The 23,425-nt window shown below is 37.2% G+C and carries 23 protein-coding genes; 19 read left to right on the top strand and 4 right to left on the bottom strand.

Annotation, left to right across the window (positions count from 1 at the left end):
- Positions 1-7: 7 nt before the first annotated feature.
- Entirely contained in the window at positions 8-1,318 is a 1,311-nt protein-coding gene (locus ACKWCD_RS14305; RefSeq protein ID WP_413984641.1) for an ABC1 kinase family protein, read from the top strand.
- On the opposite strand, the gene ACKWCD_RS14300 is transcribed toward ACKWCD_RS14305, so the two are convergent.
- Positions 1,315-3,768, bottom strand: coding sequence for an alpha/beta hydrolase family protein (locus ACKWCD_RS14300; protein ID WP_413984640.1), 2,454 nt, complete (start codon positions 3,766-3,768; stop codon positions 1,315-1,317). The two genes, ACKWCD_RS14305 and ACKWCD_RS14300, sit on opposite strands and share 4 nt — an antisense overlap.
- Before the next feature lie 163 nt (positions 3,769-3,931).
- On the opposite strand from ACKWCD_RS14300, the gene ACKWCD_RS14295 reads away from it, so the two are divergent.
- Positions 3,932-4,942 carry a 3-oxoacyl-ACP synthase III family protein gene (locus ACKWCD_RS14295; RefSeq protein ID WP_413984639.1) on the top strand — a complete coding sequence of 337 codons (1,011 nt, stop codon included), beginning with the start codon at positions 3,932-3,934 and terminating at the stop codon, positions 4,940-4,942.
- A gap of 217 nt (positions 4,943-5,159) precedes the next feature.
- A complete protein-coding gene (locus tag ACKWCD_RS14290) occupies positions 5,160-5,519 on the top strand; it encodes a CoA-binding protein (RefSeq protein ID WP_413984638.1) in 360 nt (119 codons plus the stop codon).
- Positions 5,520-5,615: 96 nt separating this feature from the next.
- Here the strand turns inward: ACKWCD_RS14290 and ACKWCD_RS14285 are convergent, their stop codons facing one another.
- Entirely contained in the window at positions 5,616-7,088 is a 1,473-nt protein-coding gene (locus tag ACKWCD_RS14285; protein ID WP_413984637.1) for a sodium:solute symporter, read from the bottom strand.
- A 59-nt stretch (positions 7,089-7,147) separates the two neighbouring features.
- On the opposite strand from ACKWCD_RS14285, the gene recR reads away from it, so the two are divergent.
- From recR to ACKWCD_RS14270, 3 genes are all read left to right on the top strand, one after another.
- The gene (gene recR, locus ACKWCD_RS14280; protein ID WP_413984636.1) at positions 7,148-7,768 is read left to right on the top strand and encodes a recombination mediator RecR; all 621 of its coding nucleotides are present in this window, start codon (positions 7,148-7,150) and stop codon (positions 7,766-7,768) included.
- A 93-nt stretch (positions 7,769-7,861) separates the two neighbouring features.
- Positions 7,862-9,220, top strand: coding sequence for a dihydrolipoamide acetyltransferase family protein (locus ACKWCD_RS14275; protein ID WP_413984635.1), 1,359 nt, complete (start codon positions 7,862-7,864; stop codon positions 9,218-9,220).
- 12 nt (positions 9,221-9,232) lie between these two features.
- Positions 9,233-9,955 carry a class I SAM-dependent methyltransferase gene (locus tag ACKWCD_RS14270; RefSeq protein WP_413984634.1) on the top strand — a complete coding sequence of 241 codons (723 nt, stop codon included), beginning with the start codon at positions 9,233-9,235 and terminating at the stop codon, positions 9,953-9,955.
- Here the strand turns inward: ACKWCD_RS14270 and ACKWCD_RS14265 are convergent.
- Entirely contained in the window at positions 9,933-10,778 is an 846-nt protein-coding gene (locus ACKWCD_RS14265; RefSeq protein ID WP_413984633.1) for a tetratricopeptide repeat protein, read from the bottom strand. The two genes, ACKWCD_RS14270 and ACKWCD_RS14265, sit on opposite strands and share 23 nt — an antisense overlap.
- 87 nt (positions 10,779-10,865) lie before the next feature.
- Between ACKWCD_RS14265 and ACKWCD_RS14260 the strand changes: the two genes are divergently transcribed.
- The 11 genes from ACKWCD_RS14260 to ACKWCD_RS14210 all read left to right on the top strand — a co-directional run bounded on the left by ACKWCD_RS14260 (position 10,866) and on the right by ACKWCD_RS14210 (position 19,495).
- Positions 10,866-11,642 carry an exonuclease domain-containing protein gene (locus ACKWCD_RS14260; RefSeq protein WP_413984632.1) on the top strand — a complete coding sequence of 259 codons (777 nt, stop codon included), beginning with the start codon at positions 10,866-10,868 and terminating at the stop codon, positions 11,640-11,642.
- The gene (locus tag ACKWCD_RS14255; protein ID WP_413984631.1) at positions 11,643-12,551 is read left to right on the top strand and encodes a carboxypeptidase-like regulatory domain-containing protein; all 909 of its coding nucleotides are present in this window, start codon (positions 11,643-11,645) and stop codon (positions 12,549-12,551) included.
- A 6-nt stretch (positions 12,552-12,557) separates the two neighbouring features.
- Entirely contained in the window at positions 12,558-13,169 is a 612-nt protein-coding gene (locus ACKWCD_RS14250) for a fumarylacetoacetate hydrolase family protein (protein WP_413984630.1), read from the top strand.
- The gene (locus tag ACKWCD_RS14245; RefSeq protein WP_413984629.1) at positions 13,169-13,507 is read left to right on the top strand and encodes an Hpt domain-containing protein; all 339 of its coding nucleotides are present in this window, start codon (positions 13,169-13,171) and stop codon (positions 13,505-13,507) included. Before ACKWCD_RS14250 ends, ACKWCD_RS14245 begins: the two co-directional genes overlap by 1 nt.
- A 16-nt stretch (positions 13,508-13,523) precedes the next feature.
- Positions 13,524-14,774, top strand: a complete 1,251-nt coding sequence (locus ACKWCD_RS14240; protein ID WP_413984628.1) for a competence/damage-inducible protein A — start codon at positions 13,524-13,526, stop codon at positions 14,772-14,774.
- Positions 14,775-14,839: 65 nt separating this feature from the next.
- Positions 14,840-15,076 (top strand): 50S ribosomal protein L28, encoded by a 237-nt coding sequence (gene rpmB / locus ACKWCD_RS14235; protein ID WP_413984627.1) that lies wholly within the window; start codon positions 14,840-14,842, stop codon positions 15,074-15,076.
- A 20-nt stretch (positions 15,077-15,096) separates the two neighbouring features.
- Positions 15,097-15,279: a 50S ribosomal protein L33 gene (rpmG, locus tag ACKWCD_RS14230; protein WP_099574372.1), complete on the top strand. Its 183-nt coding sequence runs from the start codon at positions 15,097-15,099 to the stop codon at positions 15,277-15,279.
- 40 nt (positions 15,280-15,319) lie between these two features.
- Positions 15,320-15,472 (top strand): DUF4295 domain-containing protein, encoded by a 153-nt coding sequence (locus ACKWCD_RS14225; protein ID WP_138658852.1) that lies wholly within the window; start codon positions 15,320-15,322, stop codon positions 15,470-15,472.
- A 209-nt stretch (positions 15,473-15,681) separates the two neighbouring features.
- On the top strand, positions 15,682-16,641 hold the full coding sequence (gene ftsY / locus ACKWCD_RS14220) for a signal recognition particle-docking protein FtsY (protein ID WP_413984626.1): 960 nt from the start codon (positions 15,682-15,684) through the stop codon (positions 16,639-16,641).
- Positions 16,642-16,800: 159 nt separating this feature from the next.
- Complete coding sequence (locus ACKWCD_RS14215) at positions 16,801-18,474, top strand: amidase family protein (RefSeq protein ID WP_413984625.1); 1,674 nt, start codon at positions 16,801-16,803, stop codon at positions 18,472-18,474.
- A gap of 13 nt (positions 18,475-18,487) precedes the next feature.
- The gene (locus ACKWCD_RS14210; RefSeq protein WP_413984624.1) at positions 18,488-19,495 is read left to right on the top strand and encodes an alpha/beta hydrolase; all 1,008 of its coding nucleotides are present in this window, start codon (positions 18,488-18,490) and stop codon (positions 19,493-19,495) included.
- Between the two features lies 1 nt (position 19,496).
- On the opposite strand, the gene ACKWCD_RS14205 is transcribed toward ACKWCD_RS14210, so the two are convergent.
- Positions 19,497-20,591 (bottom strand): serine hydrolase domain-containing protein, encoded by a 1,095-nt coding sequence (locus ACKWCD_RS14205; RefSeq protein ID WP_413984623.1) that lies wholly within the window; start codon positions 20,589-20,591, stop codon positions 19,497-19,499.
- A gap of 123 nt (positions 20,592-20,714) precedes the next feature.
- On the opposite strand from ACKWCD_RS14205, the gene rimO reads away from it, so the two are divergent.
- Together rimO and ACKWCD_RS14195 are read left to right on the top strand one after the other, a co-directional pair.
- Positions 20,715-22,019: a 30S ribosomal protein S12 methylthiotransferase RimO gene (rimO, locus tag ACKWCD_RS14200; RefSeq protein ID WP_413984622.1), complete on the top strand. Its 1,305-nt coding sequence runs from the start codon at positions 20,715-20,717 to the stop codon at positions 22,017-22,019.
- Positions 22,020-22,088: 69 nt separating this feature from the next.
- Positions 22,089-23,411 carry a GntP family permease gene (locus ACKWCD_RS14195; RefSeq protein WP_413984621.1) on the top strand — a complete coding sequence of 441 codons (1,323 nt, stop codon included), beginning with the start codon at positions 22,089-22,091 and terminating at the stop codon, positions 23,409-23,411.
- Positions 23,412-23,425 lie beyond the last annotated feature (14 nt).

Genomic DNA, 23,425 nt, shown 5'->3' with positions numbered 1-23,425 from the left:
AAAGTGTATGAAGACATTAGATAAAATTCCCACCGGAAAGATTGAAAGGGCAAGTAAGCTCATGAAAACGGGTGTCAAAATCGGAGGGAATTATGTCAAATACTACGGCAAAAAATTGGTTAATCCCGAGTTGACGAAAGAGCAGTTGAACGAAGATAATGCTGAGGATATTTATGATGGCTTAAAAACACTCAAAGGAAGTGCGTTAAAAGTGGCTCAGATGCTTAGTATGGAGAAGAATATGCTTCCTAGGGCCTACGTAGATAAATTTTCACTTTCCCAGTTTTCTGTTCCTCCACTTTCTGCGCCACTGGTGCGTAAAACTTTTAAAAAGTACTTGGGTAAATATCCTGAGGAAATATATGATACGTTTGATAGAGATTCTATCAATGCCGCTAGTATTGGTCAGGTACATAAAGCAAGCAAAGATGGGAAAGAATTGGCAGTGAAAATTCAGTATCCGGGTGTAGCTGAAAGTATCAGTAGCGACTTGGCTCTGGTAAAACCGATTGCCCTAAAAATGTTTAACATTAAGGGAAAAGATTCAGACAAATATTTTAAGGAAGTTGAAGATAAATTATTTGAAGAGACTGACTATTTGTTAGAAATAGCCCAAAGTAAAGAAATCACGGAATCGTGTTCTTTAATAGAGGGACTTGAATTTCCTAAATATTATGAAAACCTGTCTAGTGAGCGAATAATTACAATGGATTGGATGAATGGCGTTCATCTCAGTGAATTTGCCAAAACTGATTTCTCTCAAAAATTGGGCGATAATTTGGGTCAAACCTTATGGGATTTCTATATGTATCAAATTCACATCTTACGAAAAGTACATGCAGACCCCCATCCTGGTAACTTTTTGGTGAGCGAAGAGGGTAATTTAATCGCTATCGATTTTGGTTGTATCAAAGAAGTTCCTGACGAGTTTTATGTGCCTTATTTCGAATTATCTAAAAAAGAAATTCTTCAAAACGATACTAGTTTCACAGAGAAGATGTACGAGTTGGAAATTTTGACTCCAACAGATACTCCCAAAGAAATTGTCTTTTTCAAAGCTATGTTTAAGGAAATGCTAACTCTTTTTACTGCACCTTTAAACGAAGAAGAGTTCGATTTCGGTGCTGATGATTTCTGGAATAGCATAGCCGAACTTAGTGAGCAGTTTTCCAAAGACACGGAAATACGAAAAATGAATGGTAATAGAGGTTCAAAGCACTTTCTGTATATGAACCGGACCTTTTTCGGACTCTTCAACTTACTTCATGACTTGAAGGCTAATGTAAAAGTGAACAATTTTAAAAAGTACTTGGATTAGTCTTTATCAATTGGTTTTTCCTTCAGATCCAATGGTAATCCTTCTTGCTTTACATATTTGTTTAACCATTCATCTTGTTCCCATAAAAGATGAAGAATACTTTCTTTTGCGCGGTACCCATGACTTTCTTTTGGTAGCATCACCAATCTCACAGTCGCACCTAAACCTTTTAAGGCGTTGAAATAGCGTTCACTTTGCATGGGATAGGTACCTGAATTATTATCTGCTTCACCATGAACTAATAATAAAGGTGTTTTCATTTTTTCTGCGTGCATGAACGGAGACATCGTGTAATATACCTCTGGCGCTTCCCAGTAATTCCGTTCTTCACTTTGGAAACCGAAGGGAGTTAATGTCCTATTATAAGCTCCACTTCGAGCTATTCCTGCAGCAAATAAATTCGAATGGGAAAGTAAGTTTGCTACCATAAATGCACCATAAGAATGACCTCCAACAGCTACTTTTTTTCTGTCGATATAGCCTAAATTGTCTACTGCATCAATAGCCGCTTTTGCGTTAGAAACGAGCTGTTCTCTAAAGGTGTCATTGGGTTGTTCATCTTTTTCTCCTATAATTGGAAAAGAAGCGTCATCTAGAACTACATAGCCCTGAGTTACCCAATATATGGGAGAACCCCAGTAAGGATAAGTGAATTCATTTGGGTTTTGAGTGTTTTGAGAAGCACTATTTTTATCTTTGAATTCTCGCGGATACGCCCAAAGAATCATAGGCTTCTTTTCTTTATTCTCTTTGTTATAACCTACTGGTAAATACAGTGTTCCGGTTAGCTCTAGCCCGTCTTCTCTTTTGTAAGTAATAACCTCTTTGTGAACGTCTTGTATGCTTTTGAATGGGTTTTCAAAATTAGTGAGTTGTTCTTTTCCTTTTCGCTTAATTAAACTCTTGTAATAATAGTTTGGGTATTCATTCGGAGATTCTATGCGAACCAGTAGTTGGTCCTTCTGAGGTTTGTATTCTATTAAGCCTTCTTTCTTTCCCTCAATTTTTGACGTATATAATCTTGAGGTTTTTTGTGTTTTTAGATTGAATTTGTCAACAAAAGGAAACTGCCCATCTTCGGTGTACCCATCTCCTAATAAATAGGCATCATTATTTTTATCTAAAGCAATCACTGATTCACCATAGGCATTCAGTTCGGTTACCAAATCACCAGGATCACTATAAACATCTTGATAATTTCTATCAGATAGAATTTTAGGTTCCTGAGTATTTTTTGAAGGGTTAAACAAATAAGTTTTGGTATTTCTAGTGTTCCACCAATAGTCATAGGCAACTGCTATATTTTTAGTTCCCCATTGGATGCCACTATAACGGTTAATTGTTTTTAGGATGCTTTTACCTGCTTTATTAAAAGGGGCATCCATTTCAAATACTTCATCCCTAAATTCCACTTCGTTTGCGGGGTCTCCACCATCCAATGCCTGCGCATAAATCAAGGAAGATGGTTTGTCATTTCGCCAGCTAATAGAACGCATCCCCATTCGAACTGCCATAAAACCTTTTGGGAGGTCTTCAATTAGGGGGACTTCCAAAATCTCTGAAACTAAACCACCATTTTTATCATATATACTGGTTTCAGAAGGAAATCTGTAATAGGGAACCAAATAAGAGAATGGTCTTTTTACGGTAACAATTTTTACGTATTCACCATCAGGTGAAAAGTCTATGGAGGAAAAAAGATTTGCATCCATCCATTTTGATTTTGACCCATCCATATTTACTTTATATAATTCCGAACGTGCCAATTGTTCAAAGTTAAATTCGTCAGTTGGGTTTTTAAGTAAATCTTGGTAGGTCCTGTTTTGGGCTTTTTTTCCATCATTTGATGAAATTGTAGGTCCTTCAGGCACGGCTAGCGCCGCATTTTTTAGTCCTTTTCTGTCCTCGGGAAGCATTTTAACCAAAAGACTTCCCCCATCTTTAAACCAACTGATTACGTCACGCATATTGGCATTTAAGGTCGCATCGGTAAGTTTCTGAGCTGTCGCTTCTTTTAAATCTATCACCCAGACTTCCGCACCTTCTGAAGTAGTATTTGTTGCTGCCATTTTAGTCTGGTCGGGAGACCAGCTAAAATTAGCTAGCCTTGCATTTGCAGGTAAACCTTCTACCTGTTTTATTTCAGCTCCTTTGAGTGTTTTGATTTTAACATTATTCCAGTAATTGGTTCTACTACCGATATTGGTTTTAGGGTTAATGCGCAAACCTGCCAAACGTAATTCTGTTTCCGAGAGCTCCTGTATTGATTTGTAGTAATCTCTATACCGAAGTACCATTTGTTCTCCACTATCATTAATTAGAACTGAGGGTGCTAATGGCGCATCTACCAAATCTAAAATTGCTTCGGGTGGCTTTTGATAACTGGTATTTTCCTGAGAGAGGACACAAGTAGAAGCGAGAATGAATGCAATGAGGACTATTTTTTTCATGATATAAGGTGTCTTTTATTATCTTTCAATTCTGGTTAGAAAGTTAAAATATCTATATTCAATAGAAATTATTCTAAAGTAAGAAAATTTAATGTCAAAAGAATTGATTTTAAATTGAGAAAATACCAAACAAGGACTGATTAAAACTTAAATTCAGAATACAATGTACAACTCAAAAATAGTAGGACTGGGCTATTACGTTCCTGAAAACGTAGTTACAAACGATGATCTATCAAAAGTGATGGAAACCAGCGATGAATGGATCCAAGAACGCACAGGAATTAAAGAGCGCAGACATGTGACCAAAGATGATGGTAACTCAACAACCTCTATGGGTGTCAAAGCTGCCAAAATAGCTATTGAGCGAGCAGGTATTGATAAGGATGATATTGATTTTATCGTTTTTGCAACTTTAAGTCCTGATTATTACTTCCCTGGACCTGGGGTTTTGGTTCAACGCGATTTGGGTATCAAGACTGTTGGAGCCCTAGATGTGCGCAATCAATGCTCTGGCTTTGTATATGCAGTGTCTGTTGCGGACCAATATATTAAGAGTGGCATGTACAAGAATATTTTAGTTATTGGTTCTGAAATTCATTCAAAAGGATTGGATATGACCACTCGTGGACGCGGAGTTTCAGTTATTTTTGGTGATGGAGCAGGTGCTGCAGTTCTTACTAGGGAAGAAGATAATTCAAAAGGAATTCTTTCTACACATTTACACTCTGAAGGGGAACATGCCGAAGAGCTTTCTTTGATTGCGCCAGGAATGGGTAGTCGTTGGGTGAACGAGATTATAGCGGATAACAATCCTGATGATGAATCATATTTGCCACATATGAACGGCCAATTCGTTTTTAAGAATGCAGTAGTGCGCTTTAGTGAAGTAATTATGGAGGGTTTAGCAGCTAACAACCTTCCGCCCACAGCTATTGATATGTTGATTCCTCATCAAGCTAATCTTCGTATTTCGCAGTTTATTCAGAAGAAATTTAGTCTTTCAAATGACCAAGTTTTCAATAATATTATGAACTACGGAAATACTACAGCCGCTTCAATACCTATTGCCTTAACCGAAGCTTGGGAACAGGAAAAGATGAAAGAAGGTGATTTAGTAGTTTTGGCTGCATTCGGCAGTGGATTCACCTGGGGAAGCGTTATCATACGTTGGTAAAAATACCATTGAATCGATTTTAAATAAGACAAAACCCCGACCAAAGGCCGGGGTTTCTGTCATCGAGTCAACTATACTAAACACTAACCATTAACTATAAACATATAGCATCGTCAACAACTAAAATCTATATTTAACTACATACTGTCAAAACAAGGACGCATGCGGTCAAGAATAATTACAGTCTTTTTAAAACTTTAACACAACTTCAAAACAAATGAAAAAAACACTTGTTTTTGGTGTATCCCTAAAATCGAATCGTTATAGTAATTTGGCCGTGAATCGGCTTATGGACCATAACATAGAAACTGAAGCTTTTGGTTTAAAAGCTGGCAAAATAAGGGGAATACAAATTAAGACTAATTTAAACGATTTTCAAAACATACATACTATTACACTTTATATAGGAGCAGCACGTCAGCCTGAAAATTACGAGGATTTTCTTAAAATCAAGCCCAAAAGAATCATATTTAATCCGGGAACGGAAAATTCAGAGTTATATAAATTACTTAGAGACAATGAGATAGAAGTCGAAGTTGCATGTACTTTGGTCATGTTGGCCACTAATCAGTACTGATTTACAAGGTGTTAAAGTGACGAATTTTCTTATACAACTTTAACATATTTAAAAAACTTTTATCGAAGGTTTTTGACAGTTTATCGATGTGCTATTTTATGCTATTTTCGAATTCCTTTTACGAATTATCCATAGACCAAAGAAAGTTAGAAGTCCGTTTAGGGGTAAAAGCTCATAACCGAAAACGTACCCGCCTAAACTTGCTGCAGGAATTTTCCCAAGAAAGATGATGATCAAAACTGAAGCAAGAGCTACAATCCAAACATATTTGTCTTTGAGTTGGTGTTTGGTAAAAATTCCGAAGGCAAACAATCCTAAAAGTGGTCCATAAGTATAGGCTGCAACAGTTAGTAAACCATCAATTACATTGCTATTTAAGACGTATTTAAAAATTATCACAACGATGATAAGCATAACACTCATGCCAACGTGCGTTATCTTTCGTATTCTTTTTCGAGCACCTTCAGGCTTTTTCTCAATGCCTAAAAAATCTACACAGAATGATGTGGTAAGTGAAGTGAGTGCACTATCTGCACTGCTATAAGCGGCTGCTATAAGGCCTAACATAAAGGTTATGGCAACTGTCATGCCTAATCCACTGTTCAGTGCAATTTCAGGGAAAAGTAAATCTGACTTTGGCTTACCATCCATAAGTGGCATTGCGATATCAAAACGGTCAGCATAGATATACAATAGTGCTCCTAAAAGCATAAACACGAAAGTGACGATAACTAGAACAACACTGAAACTTACCATATTTTTTTGGGCATCTTTTAAAGACTTACAGGTGAGGTTTTTTTGCATCATGTCTTGATCAAGACCCGTCATGCAAATGGTAACAAACATTCCGCCAAAGAACGATTTAAGCAAGTGTTGTTTCTCATAGAAATCATCAGCAAAAATTACGCGATTGTATTCTTTGAATTCAGCGGAAGCAAGAAACTCGCTAAAACTCCAGTCTAATTTACCTAGGATAAAATAGATTGATAACCCCACAGAAATCAACATAAAAAGAGTCTGCAGTGTATCTGTCCAAACAATAGTTTTTATTCCGCCGCGGAAGGTATATACCCATATCAATAATATGGATAGGGTAACGGTAAGTTCAAAGGGAACGTTCCAGGCGTCAAATACAAATTGTTGTAAAACAATAGCAACAAGAAACAACCTGAAAGCAGCCCCCAGTACCCTAGAGATAAAAAATGACACAGCGCCCACTTTGTAACTCATCCATCCAAAACGTTCATCGAGGTATTCATAGATTGAGGTTACATTTTGTTTATAGTAAATAGGTAGAAGTACATATGCTGTAATTAGATATCCTAAAAAGTATCCGAAAACTACTTGCAAATAACTAAACTCCGAAGCTTCGACCCATCCTGGAACGGAAATAAATGTAACTCCAGAAAGAGATGCGCCTACCATTCCGAAAGCAACTAAATACCAAGGAGATTGCTTTCCTGCTTTGAAAAAATCGAGATTTGAATCGTTTTTTCCTGTAAAATATGAGATTAGTAAAAGAATTAGAAAATAACCGCCAATTAGAAGCAGAATATGGGTGGGTGTCATACAGAAAACATTATGGAGGCAAATTACAAAAACTAAAAATAGTGTGTAACTTTGTGCTTATGGATTTTTCATCAAAGCTACTCGAAAATGCGGTTTACGAAATGTCACAATTACCAGGCATCGGTAAGCGTACAGCACTACGTCTAGTTTTACATTTATTGAAGCAACCCAATGAACAAACACAGCGGTTATCTAGTGCTCTTATAACCTTACGATCTACAGTTAAGTTTTGCTCGAGTTGTCATAATATTTCTGATGTCGCAATTTGTGAGATTTGCGCCAATCCAAAACGAGATGAAAGTCTTGTTTGTGTTGTTGAGGATATTCGTGATGTTATGGCTATTGAGAATACAGGACAGTTTAAAGGATTGTACCATGTTTTAGGAGGTAAAATTTCTCCCATGGAAGGAGTCGGTCCGCAAGATCTTACTATTCAATCATTGATCAATAAAGCCAAAGAAGGAAAAATAAAGGAGCTCATTTTTGCGTTAAGTTCTACGATGGAGGGTGATACCACCAATTTCTATATTTATAAGCAATTAGATGGACTCGATATAAGCACTTCTACTATAGCAAGGGGTATAGCTGTCGGTGATGAATTGGAGTATGCTGATGAGGTAACTCTTGGCCGAAGTATTTTAAATAGAATTCCATTTGAAGGCTCTTTAAAGGCAAATTAGGTTTTTTTAAAAAATGAATTTAATTTAATGATCAGCTGATTATTTTATTATTTTTGCAAAAAAAATGTGTAAAACAGCAGGCTAAATAACAATATGTCAAAGTTTGAACTGAAATTACCGAGAATGGGTGAGAGTGTTGCAGAAGCAACATTGACTACTTGGTTAAAGGAAATAGGCGATACTATCGAGATGGACGAGCCTATTTTTGAAATCGCTACTGACAAGGTAGATTCTGAGGTGCCAAGCGAGGTAGAAGGAGTTTTGGTTGAAAGATTGTTTGATATAGATGATGTTATTAAAGTGGGCCAAACAGTTGCTATTATCGAAACGGATGCTGAGGTTGCTGTGACAACTGCTTCTGAAGTTGAAGAAGTACCAACTGAAGCATTGGCGGCGGTTGAAGAATCTGTGGTGGTGGCAAAAGAAGCTGTTGCTCCTCCTGTTCAAGATTTTAGTGCTACCGAACGTTTTTACTCTCCGCTTGTAAAGAATATTGCCAAGCAAGAGGGTATTTCTGTTGCGACCTTAGATACTATAAAAGGCACAGGTAAAGAAGGAAGGGTAACCAAAAATGATATTTTGGCTTTTGTGGCTAATGGGAAGCACACCACTACTGTTCCTGTTGCTGATGTTTCTGATGCTGTTAAGGAGGTTGTAGTAAAACAAGAAGCACCTAAGGTCACCGAAGAAATAGCAAAACCAACTAGTAGTTCACATCAAGTTACTAGAGTCCAAACTACTGGAGGAGATGAAGTGATTGAAATGACCCGAATGGGTAAATTGATCGCCAAGCACATGATAGATAGTGTTTCTACCTCGGCACATGTGCAAAGCTTTATCGAAGTTGATGTTACTAATGTGGTGAACTGGCGGAATAAAACGAAAGATGCTTTTGAAAAAAGTGAGGGAGAGAAGTTGACCTTTACTCCAATTTTTATGGAAGCTATCGCCAAAGCTTTGAAAAAGTACCCAATGATGAACATTTCTTTGGTTGGTGATACGGTTATAAAAAAGAAGAACATAAATATAGGAATGGCTGCTGCCTTACCTGATGGAAATCTAATTGTTCCTGTTATTAAAAATGCCGATCAACTCAATTTGGTGGGTATGGCTAAGGTCGTTAATGATCTTGCTCGCCGATCACGAGAGAATCAATTGAAGCCTGATGAAATTCAAGACGGCACCTATACGGTTACTAATGTTGGAACTTTTGGAAGTGTTTTTGGTACTCCGATCATAAACCAACCGCAAGTAGGTATACTAGCCTTAGGAGCAATTCGAAAAATTCCATCTGTAATCGAAACAAGCGAGGGTGATTTTATCGGAATTCGCAGTAAAATGTATATTTCGCATAGTTATGACCATCGGGTTGTAAACGGGGCTTTAGGTAGCATGTTTGCAAAAGCCGTTGCTGATTACCTTGAAGCTTGGGATATCAATCGCGAAGTATAACTCCATTTACGTATGGCTAAAGAGTATGATGACATTACAGCTTTTCACTACGCATCATATAGGCCTCCCTTACATAGCAAAATTTTAACAAGATTATTGGGTAATGAATCTTATGGTTCTGGACTTGATATCGGCTGTGGGACGGGTCAATCTTCTATTGCTCTTGCTGATTTTTGCGATCGCGTTGTTGGTATCGACCCTAGTGGAGATATGATTTCTAAAGGCATTAAGAATTCTAAGGTTGTCTATTCATTTTTTGATAAGACTCAGATTAGTTTCAACGATGCTAGTTTTGATATTATCACTTTAGCGGGTTCTTTATGGTATGCCAAGTCACAGCAATTGCTTGATGAGATTGTAAGAGTGGGTGGTAAGCATTCAAAGGTACTTATTTATGATTTTCAGGTTCTTTTAGATGACATTTTTGGAAAATTAGGTTTTGAAAAAAAGGGAGATTCTAGCCCTGAGTATAACCACCAAGAAAATTTTTCAGGTTTGGATACTAGTGAGATAAAAAAACTTAACGGAGGCTGTGAAAGCATGTTAGTTCAGATGACTGCTAAAGAGTTGGCACATTTAGTATTATCTGTAAAAAAACAATATTCTTTCTTGGCAAATTTATATGGCTCTCAAAAATTATATGATACAATTGTAACAAAGATAGATCCTGATTTGCATTCGAGAAGTTTTGATATTGAAGCCGATACTTTTTTTACTTTGTATCAGATAAAGTAGGTAGGTTTTGTTCTTCTATAGCCTTATCAATCTTCTTTTTAAGCCGACTAGCATCTAAGTTGTTAGGGTCTAATTGATTTGCCCTATCCGCATTTTTTTTAGCGATTACGAGATTTTCCATTTGAAAATATATGTTGGCAAGAACCGCAAAGGTTTTTGGTTGGGTACTGTCATTTACTACTTCCAGCAAACGATTTGCTCGCTTCATAGCGATGTCATATTCTTCTAATTCAGCATGCATACTGGCTGCAAATCCCAATAAAAAGGGATTATCCTTTTGAGAAGTGGTGCTTAACTTATTAAGTGAATCTAGAGCTTGGGCAGGGCCATAGAGTGAATGTAAAATCTCAATATATTCGGCCTTGAGGTAAACTTCTTCTGGATATTTGTGAACTACTTTTTTAAAGTTCTTTTCAGCCAGTTGTAGGGCTGCCTGGATAGCATTTTTTGCTTCCGAAGAGCCTTGATCTCTTAAATTGGTATATTTCACTAACGAAGTATATACTTCAAGAATCAAACTTTCATCCCCTTTTATAGTGCTCTTTTTCTTTTGAATTTCTTCATATAACTTTAAGCGTTCTCCAAGATCTAGAGTTAACCGTGCTAAAACACTTTTTCCCACCAAAAAATCAGGATCTTGTTCAAGTACTTTACGATAAGAAATCTCTGCATCTCCATATCTCCCTTCATCCATAATTTGAACCCATCCGCGTTTATAGTGTTCTAGTGCCTCTATAGTAGTGCTATATTTCAAAGTTGAATTCCTTTCACTAGCGCAGGATACTAAAAGAAAAAGCAATGCTAATAAGAGACCATTTTTCATAAACCTTATAGATTAATAAGAATTAATATACGCATAAAATAAAATCAAGCATCCTTCTAATTATCTTTGTACAAACAACTATTGAAGATGGAATTAAAGCTGACTAGGCCAATTTGTTTTTTTGATTTGGAAACCACTGGCACCAATGTGGCTAAAGATCGAATTGTTGAAATATCAATTTTGAAGGTTTTTCCAAACGGAAATAAGGAAAGCAGGACATGGTTAGTAAATCCTGAAATGCCTATTCCTGCTGAATCATCGGCGATACATGGCATTTCTGATGCGAAAGTTGCTAATGAACCTACATTTAAAGAATTGTCGAAAGAAATATATGCAATGATAAAGGAGAGTGATTTGGGAGGATTCAATTCCGACCGTTTCGATATTCCTTTGTTAGCTGAGGAAATGTTACGCGCAGAGGTTGATTTTGATATGAAAAATACTGTTTCGGTAGATGTACAAACTATTTTTCATAAGATGGAAAAACGAACGCTCACTGCTGCTTACAAGTTTTATTGTGACAAAGATCTGACAGACGCGCATAGTGCAGAGGCTGATACGATTGCTACCTATGAAGTTTTACTTTCGCAATTAGATCGCTATCCTGAATTGGAGAATAATATCAAAAAACTGGCTGAATTTTCTTCCCATAAACGAACCGTAGATTTTGCTGGATTTATCGTTTGGGATGAGGATGATGAAGAGATGTTTTCCTTCGGAAAGCATAAAGGACGAAAGGTACATGATGTTCTAGAAAAAGAGCCTGGTTATTTTAGTTGGATTTTAAATGCTGATTTTCCCCTATATACAAAGAAGGTATTAACCCAAATCAAACTTAGTAAATTAAATAATAAGTTAGGTTAAATGCGATACATTCTGTTCTCCCTATTCGTTGTGCTTCAAATGCAAGCGCAAGAAGTGCTCTTTGAAGGTCATGTGTATGATCATAAAACTAAAGAGCCCATTCCTTACGTGAATCTTAGCTTTTTAAATACCCTTAAAGGTACATCAACCGATGAGCAGGGTCATTTTTTTGTTGATATACCTACTCATTTTCTTGAAAGAAAGGTTCATATTTCATCATTGGGCTATAACGATACGATTGTTGACGCAAAATCTATTTATGAGTCTAAACAATTTCAAATGCTTGAGGAGTCTTTTGAGTTAGATGAGGTCGTAGTGACGGAGAGTTTTGGAAATTCAGATGTGTTAAACCCAATAAGTAGTTATAGCTTAACAAGTGGTTTTTCTTCCTCTTCTACACCATGGGTTTTGGCACTCTATTTTCCAAATATTGGTGCACAAAAAAAGTACGTTGATAGGGTGACAGTTTTTTTAAAGAAGAATCAGAATTTTAAAAGAGAATCTGCTAAATTCCGAATTCGAATTTATGATGTAGATGAGGTGACAAAAAAACCAAATGGAGATCTGTTGCGCAAGAGTATCGTCTTAGAGCACAATGTAGAAAAAGATTATGTGTCAATTGATTTGGCTGCCTTCAATATTGAAGTCCCCCAAGCAGGCATTTACATCGGTCTAGAATGGCTTTTTGTGCCGAGTAATTGGTACATGCAAAAAGAGATTGATCAATTGACCAATAAAAAGGTGGTAGAAGATCGGTTTGCACCAACTTTTAGAGGGATTTACACTCAAAATCAGAATTATAAAGTAATGATTTATGGCATGGGCGATTGGACAGATTTTCAAGTACGGGATAGAAATAATACAAAAAACTTCATTCCGGCCGTTAGTCTAAAATTAAAAAAAGAATAATCTTCTATGAAACTAATCTGCATAGGTCGAAATTATACTGATCATATAAAGGAGCTTTCTAATGAGCGTCCTGAAGAACCTATTATCTTCATGAAACCTGATTCTGCAATACTCCCTAAAGAACAAGATTTTTATATTCCTGAATTTTCGAATGAGATTCACTATGAAGTGGAGGTTTTGATCAAGATCAAAAAGGTTGGAAAACATATTGATGAAAAATTTGCGCATAAATACTACGACGAAGTCTCACTAGGAATTGACTTCACGGCACGTGATTTGCAGTCGAAATTAAAGGAAAAGGGACTCCCTTGGGAGAAAGCAAAAGGTTTTGATGGTGCCGCCGTTGTAGGAAAATGGCTCAATGCCTCAAATTTTGAAAATTTAAATAATTTGAGTTTTTCTCTTTTAAAGAATAATGAGGAAGTCCAGAAAGGCAATACCAGTCTGATGTTATGGAAGATTGACGAATTAATTTCCTATGTTTCTCAGTTTTTTATGTTAAAAAAAGGCGATATAATATTTACGGGTACCCCCGCTGGTGTTGGTAAAATACAGGCAAATGACTATCTTTCGGGCGTATTGGAAGGTCAGGAATTATTTACACTTAAAATAAAATAATGATATACAGTTTAGATAAGATTAATGAGATGGCTGATGGAGATCAAGATTTTATCAATTCTGTTATCTCTGTTTTTTTAGAAGAAGTACCTCAAGATTTGGAGGGCCTTGAACATGCTTTAAATACGAGTAACTATGAGCAGGTTTATCAGTTAGCTCATAAGATCAAACCTAATGTCGATTTGTTAGGTATGGAACAAACCCGCGCGGCAGCTTTAGAAATTGAAACTTTAGGCAAAAGTGAAGCGAATATGTCTGAGATTCAGAAGATTTTTCCAAGCCTAAAAAAAGACGTTGAACAGGTGGTATCCGAACTCCGAAAAGATTTCGGTTTATAATCACTAGAACTTTAGTATGCTTGCAGAAATCATTACCATTGGCGATGAAATTCTCATTGGTCAAATTGTAGATACCAACTCCACCTTTATAGCCAAAGAACTTAATAAAATTGGAGTTTCGGTGTATCAGATAACTTCGGTTCAAGATGAGCGTGAACATATTTTACAAGCTCTAGCAGAAGCTAAAGGTAGAGCTCAAATTATAATAGTAACTGGCGGCTTAGGTCCAACCAAAGACGATATAACCAAACATACATTTTGTGAGTATTTCGATGATGAGCTCGTTAGAGATCAAAATGTTTTGGCGCATATTGAAGAGCTTTTCAAAAAGTACATTACTACTACCAAAATTTCTGAAGTCAATCGTGATCAGGCTTTGGTGCTTACTAAGGCAACTGCTTTGCACAATGCATATGGTACTGCTCCCGGCATGTGGATCAAAGAAGATGATACTGTATTTGTATCACTACCCGGTGTTCCCTTTGAAATGAAGAATTTAATCATAAATGCCGTTATTCCAAAGTTGGTTAAAGAATTTGAGCGCCCCTATATTCTGCACAAAACTTTAGTAACCTACGGATTAGGAGAAAGTGCCATTGCCGAAAAAATTGAGGATTGGGAAAATAACCTCCCTTCTTTTATTAAACTAGCATATTTGCCCAATTTGGGTAAAGTTCGTTTAAGACTTACGGCCAAAGGCCCTGATAAAGAAGTCTTGTCGAAATCTGTTGAAGAGGAGATGCAAAAACTTCATCCGCTAATTGGAGATATTATTTACGGTTTTGAAGATGAAGAAACGCTTGAAGAAGTTGTGGCCAAACTAATTACTTCAAAAGATTTTACTTTGGCAACTGCAGAGAGTTTTACCGGCGGAAAGATTGCGCAGCGAATTACTTCGGTTCCTGGTGCATCATCATATTTTAAAGGAAGTGTAGTTAGCTATGCGACAGAAACAAAAATTGAGTTACTACATGTTCCGGAATCTCTTGTAAATGAGCATTCGGTAGTCAGTGAAGAAGTAGCAAAAGCAATGGCTAAAAATGTCAAAGAATTACTAAAAACTGACTTCGCCATATCTACTACAGGAAATGCCGGACCAACCAAAGGTGACTCAGATGCAGATGTTGGTACGGTGTATATTGGTATTGCCTCTCCTAAAGGTGTTTTTGCACATAAATTTATGATGGGTAATCATCGAGAAAGAATCGTGCAAAAGTCTGTAAACAAGGCGTTTGAGTTGCTTCAAAAAGAAATTTTAAAATTCTGAAGTAGAATTTTGTCCGTACCATAAAAAAGATATAAATTTGCATCCGGTTTAAAAAAATCAGTGCAATGTCAAAAGTTTGTGAAATTACGGGGAAAAAGGCGATGTTCGGAAACAATGTTTCCTTCTCTATCAATAAAACGAGAAGAAGATTTAACGTAAATCTTTCTAAGAAACGTTTTTATATTCCTGAAGAAGACCGTTGGGTAACTTTAAAAGTTTCTGCCAAGGCATTAAAGACAATCAACAAAAAAGGTATTTCGGCTGTAATGAAGGAGGCGAAAGCACAAGGGATTTTAAAATAATCCAGAAAATTTAGATTACAATGGCAAAAAAAGGAAATAGAATTCAGGTTATATTAGAGTGTACTGAGCACAAAGAGTCTGGTCAGCCAGGAACTTCTCGTTACATCACTACCAAGAATAAGAAGAACACTCCAGAAAGGATGGAAATCAAAAAATTCAATCCTATCTTAAAGAGAATGACCGTTCATAAAGAAATAAAATAGATTTCTGTTTTTACAGAAATGAAGCTAAAGCATATTAATCATGGCAAAGAAGACCGTAGCAAGTTTACAAACAAGTTCAAAAAGATTAACGAAAGCCATAAAAATGGTAAAATCTCCAAAATCTGGGGCCTATACTTTCGTTGAATCTGTTATGGCACCTGAAAAGGTAAACGAGTGGATCGCTAAGAAATAACAAACTACCAAGAATAGTTTCAAAGCCTCTTTCGAAAGAAAGGGGCTTTTTTTGAATAAATTATTTTGTCATTCCCGCGCCTGTGCTGAACTCGTTTCAGTAAAGGCGAGAATCTTTTTGCTCATTATTTTGAAGGTATTTTTCAACAAAGTTCAAACTATAAAATATCTCTAAGTTCTCTATCTTTGAAAAAAGGCGATTAAAACACTATGGGTATATTTAAAAACATATTTTCCTCAAAGAAAAAGGAAACTTTAGATAAAGGATTGGAGAAAACAAAAACTACTTTTTTCTCCAAAATGACTAAGGCTGTTGCTGGAAAATCAAAGGTTGACGATGATGTCTTAGATAATTTGGAGGAAGTATTGGTTTCCTCCGATGTTGGTGTGGATACTACCTTAAAAATCATTGAAAGAATTGAAGCGCGTGCGGCAAAAGATAAGTATGTTGGTACAGATGAGCTGAACGCAATTTTAAGAGAAGAAATCGCAGGACTTTTATCTGAAACACATGTAGGTGAGGATGTCGAATTTAGCATTCCAAAAGATAAGAAACCCTATGTTATTATGGTAGTAGGTGTAAACGGAGTTGGGAAAACCACAACTATTGGGAAACTGGCACATCAGTTCAAACAGCAAGGGTTAAAAGTTGTTTTGGGTGCAGGTGATACTTTTAGAGCCGCTGCTATTGATCAGTTACAAGTTTGGGCAGATCGTGTTGATGTGCCAATTGTAAAACAAAAAATGGGTAGCGACCCTGCGTCAGTAGCTTTTGATACACTGAGCTCGGCGGTAACGCAAGATGCTGATGTGGTAATTATAGATACTGCCGGAAGACTTCATAATAAAGTTAACTTGATGAATGAACTTTCTAAGATCAAGAGAGTTATGCAAAAGGTAATAGATGACACGCCGCATGACGTACTTTTAGTTTTGGATGGTTCAACAGGGCAAAATGCTTTTGAGCAAGCAAAGCAATTTACCAAAGCAACCGAGGTTACTTCTTTAGCCGTAACCAAATTAGATGGAACCGCTAAGGGAGGCGTTGTTATCGGTATTTCAGATCAATTTCAAATTCCTGTAAAATATATTGGAGTAGGTGAGGGTATTGAAGATTTACAAGTCTTTAATAAACATGAGTTTGTTGATTCCTTTTTTAATATGAACTAATGCGATCTTCAATAAAGTTTTGTTTTGTCTGTTATTAAGGCGGCTGCTCAAAATTCTTTGAAATTGGTGATGGACTTGGTAAAGAAGCGTTCGTTTTAATGAATCAAAAGAATATTGATTTATAGAAAGGAAAACTCAAAATTAAAATACTTTAGGTTTATGAAAAAGTTGATTCCTGTTCTACTACTTCTCATCACTTTTTCATGTAAAGAACAACCTTATCTTGCAAAAGAAGAAATCACCTTATGGAAACCTTATAATGATTCCGCAGAGGTAGCCAAAAACCAGAATCATCAGAACGAAAGAATGCGTTATAAATTTATTCAATCAAAAGTATTGGATAAGAATGCAGTATTTCGTCCTTTGTATAATGAAGTTTCAAAATTTTCTGAAGCAGAATATGAAGCGATCAAGCCCCTGATTTTAGAACAAGATATCTATACGCTTCAATCTTATGTTGCACAAGATTATTTCACTTACGAAAAATTAGTGCTATTCTATCTGTATCGTATTTACAAATATGAATTGAAGAACGAAACTACCTTGAATACGATTATTGCGTTGAATTCAAATGTTCTTGAAGAGGCGCGGCAAGCAGATAAAGTATTGACTAATGTAGGTTTAAAAGGTAAACACCCTATCTATGGTATGCCGATTTTGTTGAAAGACAATATTAATACTTCGGGAATGAAAACAACGGCAGGCTCTATCGCTTTGATGAACAATGAAGTAGAAGACGCATTTATTGTGAAAAGGCTAAAGGAAAACGGGGCCTTGATTTTAGGTAAAGTGAATTTGAGTGAATGGGCCAATTTTCTTTGTAATTGTCCAAATGGTCAAAGTGCAATAGGAGGGCAGACTTTAAATCCATACGGTCGTCGTGTTTTTGATACTGGCGGTTCTAGCGCGGGCAGCGGAACTTCAGTAGCTGCGAATTACGCCGTTGCAGCGGTAGGTACAGAAACTTCGGGTTCTATACTATCGCCAAGTAGTCGAAATTCTGTTGTAGGATTAAAACCAACCATAGGCTTATTAAGTCGAACAGGAATTATTCCAATTTCTAGTACACTTGATACACCCGGTCCAATGACCAAAAGCGTTCGCGATAATGCCATTTTATTATCTGCCATGTTGGGTAAAGATACTTTAGATGCGAAATCAGTTGAAGGTTACCCGGGAATTTTATCTGCGAGCATGCCCCAAGAAACTTTAAAGGGAAAGCGCTTCGGAGCAATGAAAAGTTTGATCGAAAGCGATAGCCTTTATAAGGCTACAACTGAAAGAATGAAAGCATGGGGAGCGGAGATTATAGAATTTACAGCTCCTGAGGTTAAAATGGATGGTTTCTTGAGCATTTTGAATATCGATATGAAGAATGACCTTCCCGACTATTTAAGAACCCAAGTAAAGAATGAAAATACTGTAAAAATTAAGTTCGTTGCCGATGCGATTGCTTTTAATAGAGCGGATTCTCAGGTCAGAATTCCATATGGTCAAGCACGATTTGAGGGAATATTAGCTGATAGTACTTCTGCAGAAGAATTGGAAAAAATCATATCAAGATTAGAAAACAACGGACGACACTTCTTCGATTCTGCTTTGGATGAGCATAATCTAGATGCTGTTCTATCCATCAACAATTACCATGCGAGCTACGCCGCGGTTGCCAAATACCCTGCTTTGACTGTTCCCATGGGATATAAGAATTCAGGAGAGCCTGTAGGTTTAACTTTCATTGGAAAGCAGTTTAAAGAAGCAAATTTGTTGCGTATGGGTGGTGCTTTTGAAAAAGCAATCAAGGTCAGAAAGATTCCAAAAGCCTATAAAAATTAATGAATTATAAGGGATGAGTTATTTGAAAAGATTTTTTGTAGTACTAGTGACTCTTATGCTTTTGCTTGCTGTAGTGTATTTTGCCGGTCCTCGAGTTGCAAAGCCAGATTTGAACTCAAAACTTCCTGAAATCACTAAAGATCTAGTGGTTCTGGATAGAAATATCCAACAGAAAGAAGATGCAATTTCAAATATCAAACCTGACAATCATTCTCAAATAGTTTGGTTTGACTCCGTTCCAAAGAAAACAGAATACGCCTTTTTGTATTTACATGGCTGGTCTGCAAGTCATGAAGAAGGCGCTCCTTTACATGAGCAATTGGGTAAGCGTTATGGCGCTAATGTATATCTACCGCGTTTGGCGGGCCACGGACTCCAAGAAAAGGAGGCGATGCTTGATTTGACAGCTACTGAATTATTCGATTCGGCTAAAGAAGCTCTTGCTGTTGCAAAACAACTGGGTGAAAAAGTAATCGTGATGGGAACATCAACTGGTGGGACACTTGCTTTGTATATTGCATCTCAGCATCCAGAAATTGAAAGTTTACTTTTGTATTCGCCGAATGTTGCTATGAAAGATGAATCTGCGAAATTACTGTCAGGTCCATGGGGAATTCAACTGGCAAAAGTGGTAACCGGAAAAGATTATCACGAGTTTGAAGCGGACTCCATAAAACAAAACTATTGGACTACGAAATATCGCTTAGAAGCGCTTACACACCTACAAGTACTTATGGATGAAATGATGCTACCAGAAGTGTTCGCTGAGGTGAAACAACCAACTTTTATGGGGTATTACTATAAAAATGAAGAAGAGCAAGATAATGTAGTATCTGTACCTGCTTTGTTGGAAATGTATGATCAATTGGGAGTAGATGCTAAGCGAAAACGAAAAGTTGCTTTCCCAGAAGTAAAAGATCATGTGATGACCTCACATATTACTTCAAAAGATTTTGAATCTGTAAAAATGGAAACCGTTCGATTTTTGGAAGAAGTACTTCTGCTTCAACCAACTGAATAAACTAATTTATCAAAGCATTTATCCTCTCCCAAAGTTCATTATCAAAACTTGACGGACCAAGAAGGGTCTCACCTGCATCCCCTCCCATACGAACAACAACCAATCCTAGGCTCGGAACAATATGAAGTTTCTGATCGTTTTTACCTAGTCCAGCGATAAGATCATCAGGGGCGTTTTCTATTAGTTTGCCCTGAAACAAGATTTCCCCTCCCGGAACCCTGTAACTTTCTTTGCCATTTAACCACCATAAGTAGCCATATGCTCGGTTATGTTCTTGAGAGGTAGTTTTCATAGCTTCATTAAAATTTGGATCGTCTAAAATGGTTTGTCCATCCCAAACCCCGTTATTGAGGTTCAGTAATCCAAAACGTGCCATACTTCTTGCCGTACTGAAATATACATTGTTGTAGCCTACCGATATCCAAGAGCCGGTCATTCCAATAGGGTTTTTTATTTTTTCTGTAAAATAAGCCTCGAAATCCTTACCGACTGCATTTGTGATAATTTGATCTAACAAAGTGTACGGCGCGTTATGATAAAACCAAAAATCACCCGGGTTATTTTTATATGTTAAACACTCTTTGTCGGTACAATTTACGTCCCCAAGGGTATAGTCAAGGCCTGTGGTCATTGTGAGATGATGTTCCACCGTGATTTGCTGTTCTTGTTCTGGTGTAAGCATTGACCAAGTGTTTCCTAAATAATCTAGTGGACTATCGGAAAGCGATAAAAAACCTTCCTGTTGAGCAATTCCAGTAGTCATTGCCGTAATGGTCTTACCAGCGGAATTCCAGGTATGTGGACTAGTATGCGTAAAATCCCCAAAATATTTCTCGATAACAATTTTACCACCCTTTAAAACTAAGAAAGCATCGGTCTCTTTTTCCTCTAAAAAGTCATATAAATCCTGCTCAGCGCTAGTATTCCAATTAAGCTCACTTAAGGTAGTTGCTTCCCAATCATTTGAACCAATAGGTGGAAAATAGAGTTCACCTGTTTCTAGAATGATTTCTGGAGAATCTTCTTGACTATCCTTAGAACAGGAAACAAATAATACAATTACGATGAATGCAAAAAACTTGATTGGGGCTTTCATGGCTTCGATTTTGGTAGTTAGACATAAATAGGTTCCTAAGGTTTAACGAAAAACTTGAATTATTCGTGTATAAACCATTGGTTTCATTGAGCTTGTTGTATTTTTGCACTCCAGAAAAAAAGTATGCGAACAAAATCACTTAAGAAGAATAAGATTAACGTAGTTACCCTAGGTTGCTCAAAGAACGTTTATGATTCGGAGGTGCTCATGGGGCAATTACGAGCTAACGATAAAGAAGTAGTTCATGAGGAGGAGGGTAATGTAGTGGTTATTAATACCTGCGGATTTATTGCAAATGCTAAGGAAGAGAGTGTAAATACCATTCTAGAATACGTTCAAAAAAAGGAAGCAGGAACAGTTGATAAGGTCTTTGTTACGGGATGTCTTAGTGAGCGTTATAAACCTGACTTGCAGAAAGAAATCCCCAACGTTGATGAATATTTTGGAACTAGCGAATTACCGAATTTATTAAAAGCACTAGGAGCAGATTATAAGCATGAATTGATTGGAGAAAGGTTGACGACTACTCCTAAAAACTATGCGTACTTAAAGATTGCGGAAGGTTGTGATCGCCCTTGTTCATTTTGTGCGATTCCTATTATGCGTGGGAAGCACCGCAGTAAAAAAATCGAGGATTTAGTTACTGAATCAGAAAAGCTTGCCGCTAAAGGTGTGAAAGAATTAATTCTTATTGCTCAGGATTTAACCTATTATGGACTCGATTTATACAAAAAACGCAACTTAGCGGAACTTTTGGAAGCTTTAGTGAAGGTAGAAGGAATCGAATGGATTCGCCTGCACTATGCCTTCCCAACAGGTTTTCCACTAGATGTTTTAGATGTGATGAATCGAGAACCTAAAATCTGTAATTATTTAGATATTCCGTTGCAACATATTTCCGATTCAATTTTGAAAAGTATGCGTCGCGGAACCACGCAGGCCAAGACTACCAAACTCTTGAAAGATTTTCGTGCTGCTGTTCCTGAAATGACCATTCGTACTACTTTGATTGTTGGATATCCAGGAGAAACAGAGGAAGACTTCCAAACCTTAAAGAAATGGGTTGAAGAAATGCGTTTTGAACGTTTAGGCTGCTTTACCTATAGTCATGAAGAGAATACCCATGCCTATAATTTAGAAGATGATGTTCCCGAAGAAGTGAAACAAGACCGTGCCAATGAAATCATGGAAATACAATCTCAGATTTCATGGGAATTGAACCAACAAAAAATAGGAAAGACTTTTCGCTGTATTATTGACCGCAAGGAAGGTAATTATTTTGTGGGTCGTACTGAATTTGATTCCCCAGATGTAGATAATGAAGTCATGGTAGATGCTACAAAGTACTATTTAAAGCAAGGTGAATTTGTTGACCTTAAAGTTATTGAAGCAGCTGATTTCGATCTGTATGCTGAACCTTTGAAATAAAGGACATAAACTACCAAGGAAATTTATCTGTATTTTTAGTGTTCTGACCAATCTGTCAAACCCAACACTATGATATTTCTCATCGGCTTACTGCTCTCTATTGTTTTGATTGTAGTGGGTATTGTCCGTTTTAAAATCCACCCGTTTTTTGTTCTACTTCTAGCTGCTATTCTTTACGGATTTATCACTGGAATGGAAGTTTCTCAAATTATCTCAGCTGTAAATGATGGCTTCGGAAGTATCATGGGTAAGATCGGGCTCATTATTTTCTTCGGAGTAGTCATCGGAACCCTTTTGGAAAAGTCCGGTGGAGCGATGGTAATTGCAACAAGGTTGATCAAGCTGATAGGGGAAAAGTCTATTCATTTAGCTATGATGCTTACGGGTTATTTGTTATCTATTCCAGTATTTGCGGACAGCGCCTTTATCATTATGAACTCTTTGAACAAGGCTCTTTCCGATAAAGCCAAAGTATCGTATGCAGGAACTACCGCAGCACTCGCCTTAGGGTTAATGGCGACGCACGTTATGGTTCCGCCAACACCAGGACCTATAGCCGCAGCAGGAATTTTAGGAGCTGAATTGGGTAGTGTTATTGTCTGGGGATTATTTGTGAGTTTGTTGGCATTGGTTCCCTGTTACTTTTTTGCAACCAAAATTGCTTCAAAGGTTGAGGTGCCTATATTCCAAGAATCTTCGGGAGACTCCACTCATAAACCAAAACTTTCTTTGTCGCTTCTCGCCATTCTAGTGCCAATTCTACTGATTGTGGTGAAGTCAGTTTTTGATTATCCAGAAATGAATATGACAGACTCAGCGATGTATCCTGTTGTTCAGTTTTTGGGGAGTCCTGTGATTGCACTTTTGGTTGGCGTCTTATTGTCTTTGTTGTTGCCGCAAAAATTAGATGAAAAAGTATATTCCGCTACTGGATGGTTTGGAGATGCTGTTCGAATTGCGGCGCCCATTATCTTAATTACTGGTGCTGGGGGAATCTTCGGAGCCATGCTTCAAAACTCAGGAATGTCAGAGTTTATTAAAGAATATTTTACGGGAATGTCTATCGGACTTTTCCTCCCCTTTCTTTTAGCAGCTTGCCTAAAAACGGCTCAAGGGTCGTCAACAGTGGCTTTGATTACTACAGCCTCAATTGTGGCTCCTATGATGCCTGCATTAGGCTTAGAAGATGCCTTCATGAAAACAATGACTGTACTGGCTATTGGCGCAGGTTCAACAGTGGTTTCTCATGCAAATGATAGTTTCTTCTGGGTGCTAACCCAACTCACAGGAATGGATGTCAAACAAGGGAATCAAGTACAAACGGTCGGAACTTTAATATTGGGTGTGTCAGCCTTTATTATCATTTTTTGCGCTGTGCAAATACTGCATTGAAAATATCCGAACTA

It is taken from the genome of Maribacter taeanensis, from assembly GCF_047345145.1.
In the GTDB taxonomy this organism is placed as follows: Bacteria; Bacteroidota; Bacteroidia; order Flavobacteriales; family Flavobacteriaceae; genus Maribacter_C.
This window is presented reverse-complemented; position numbering and strand designations above follow the sequence as displayed.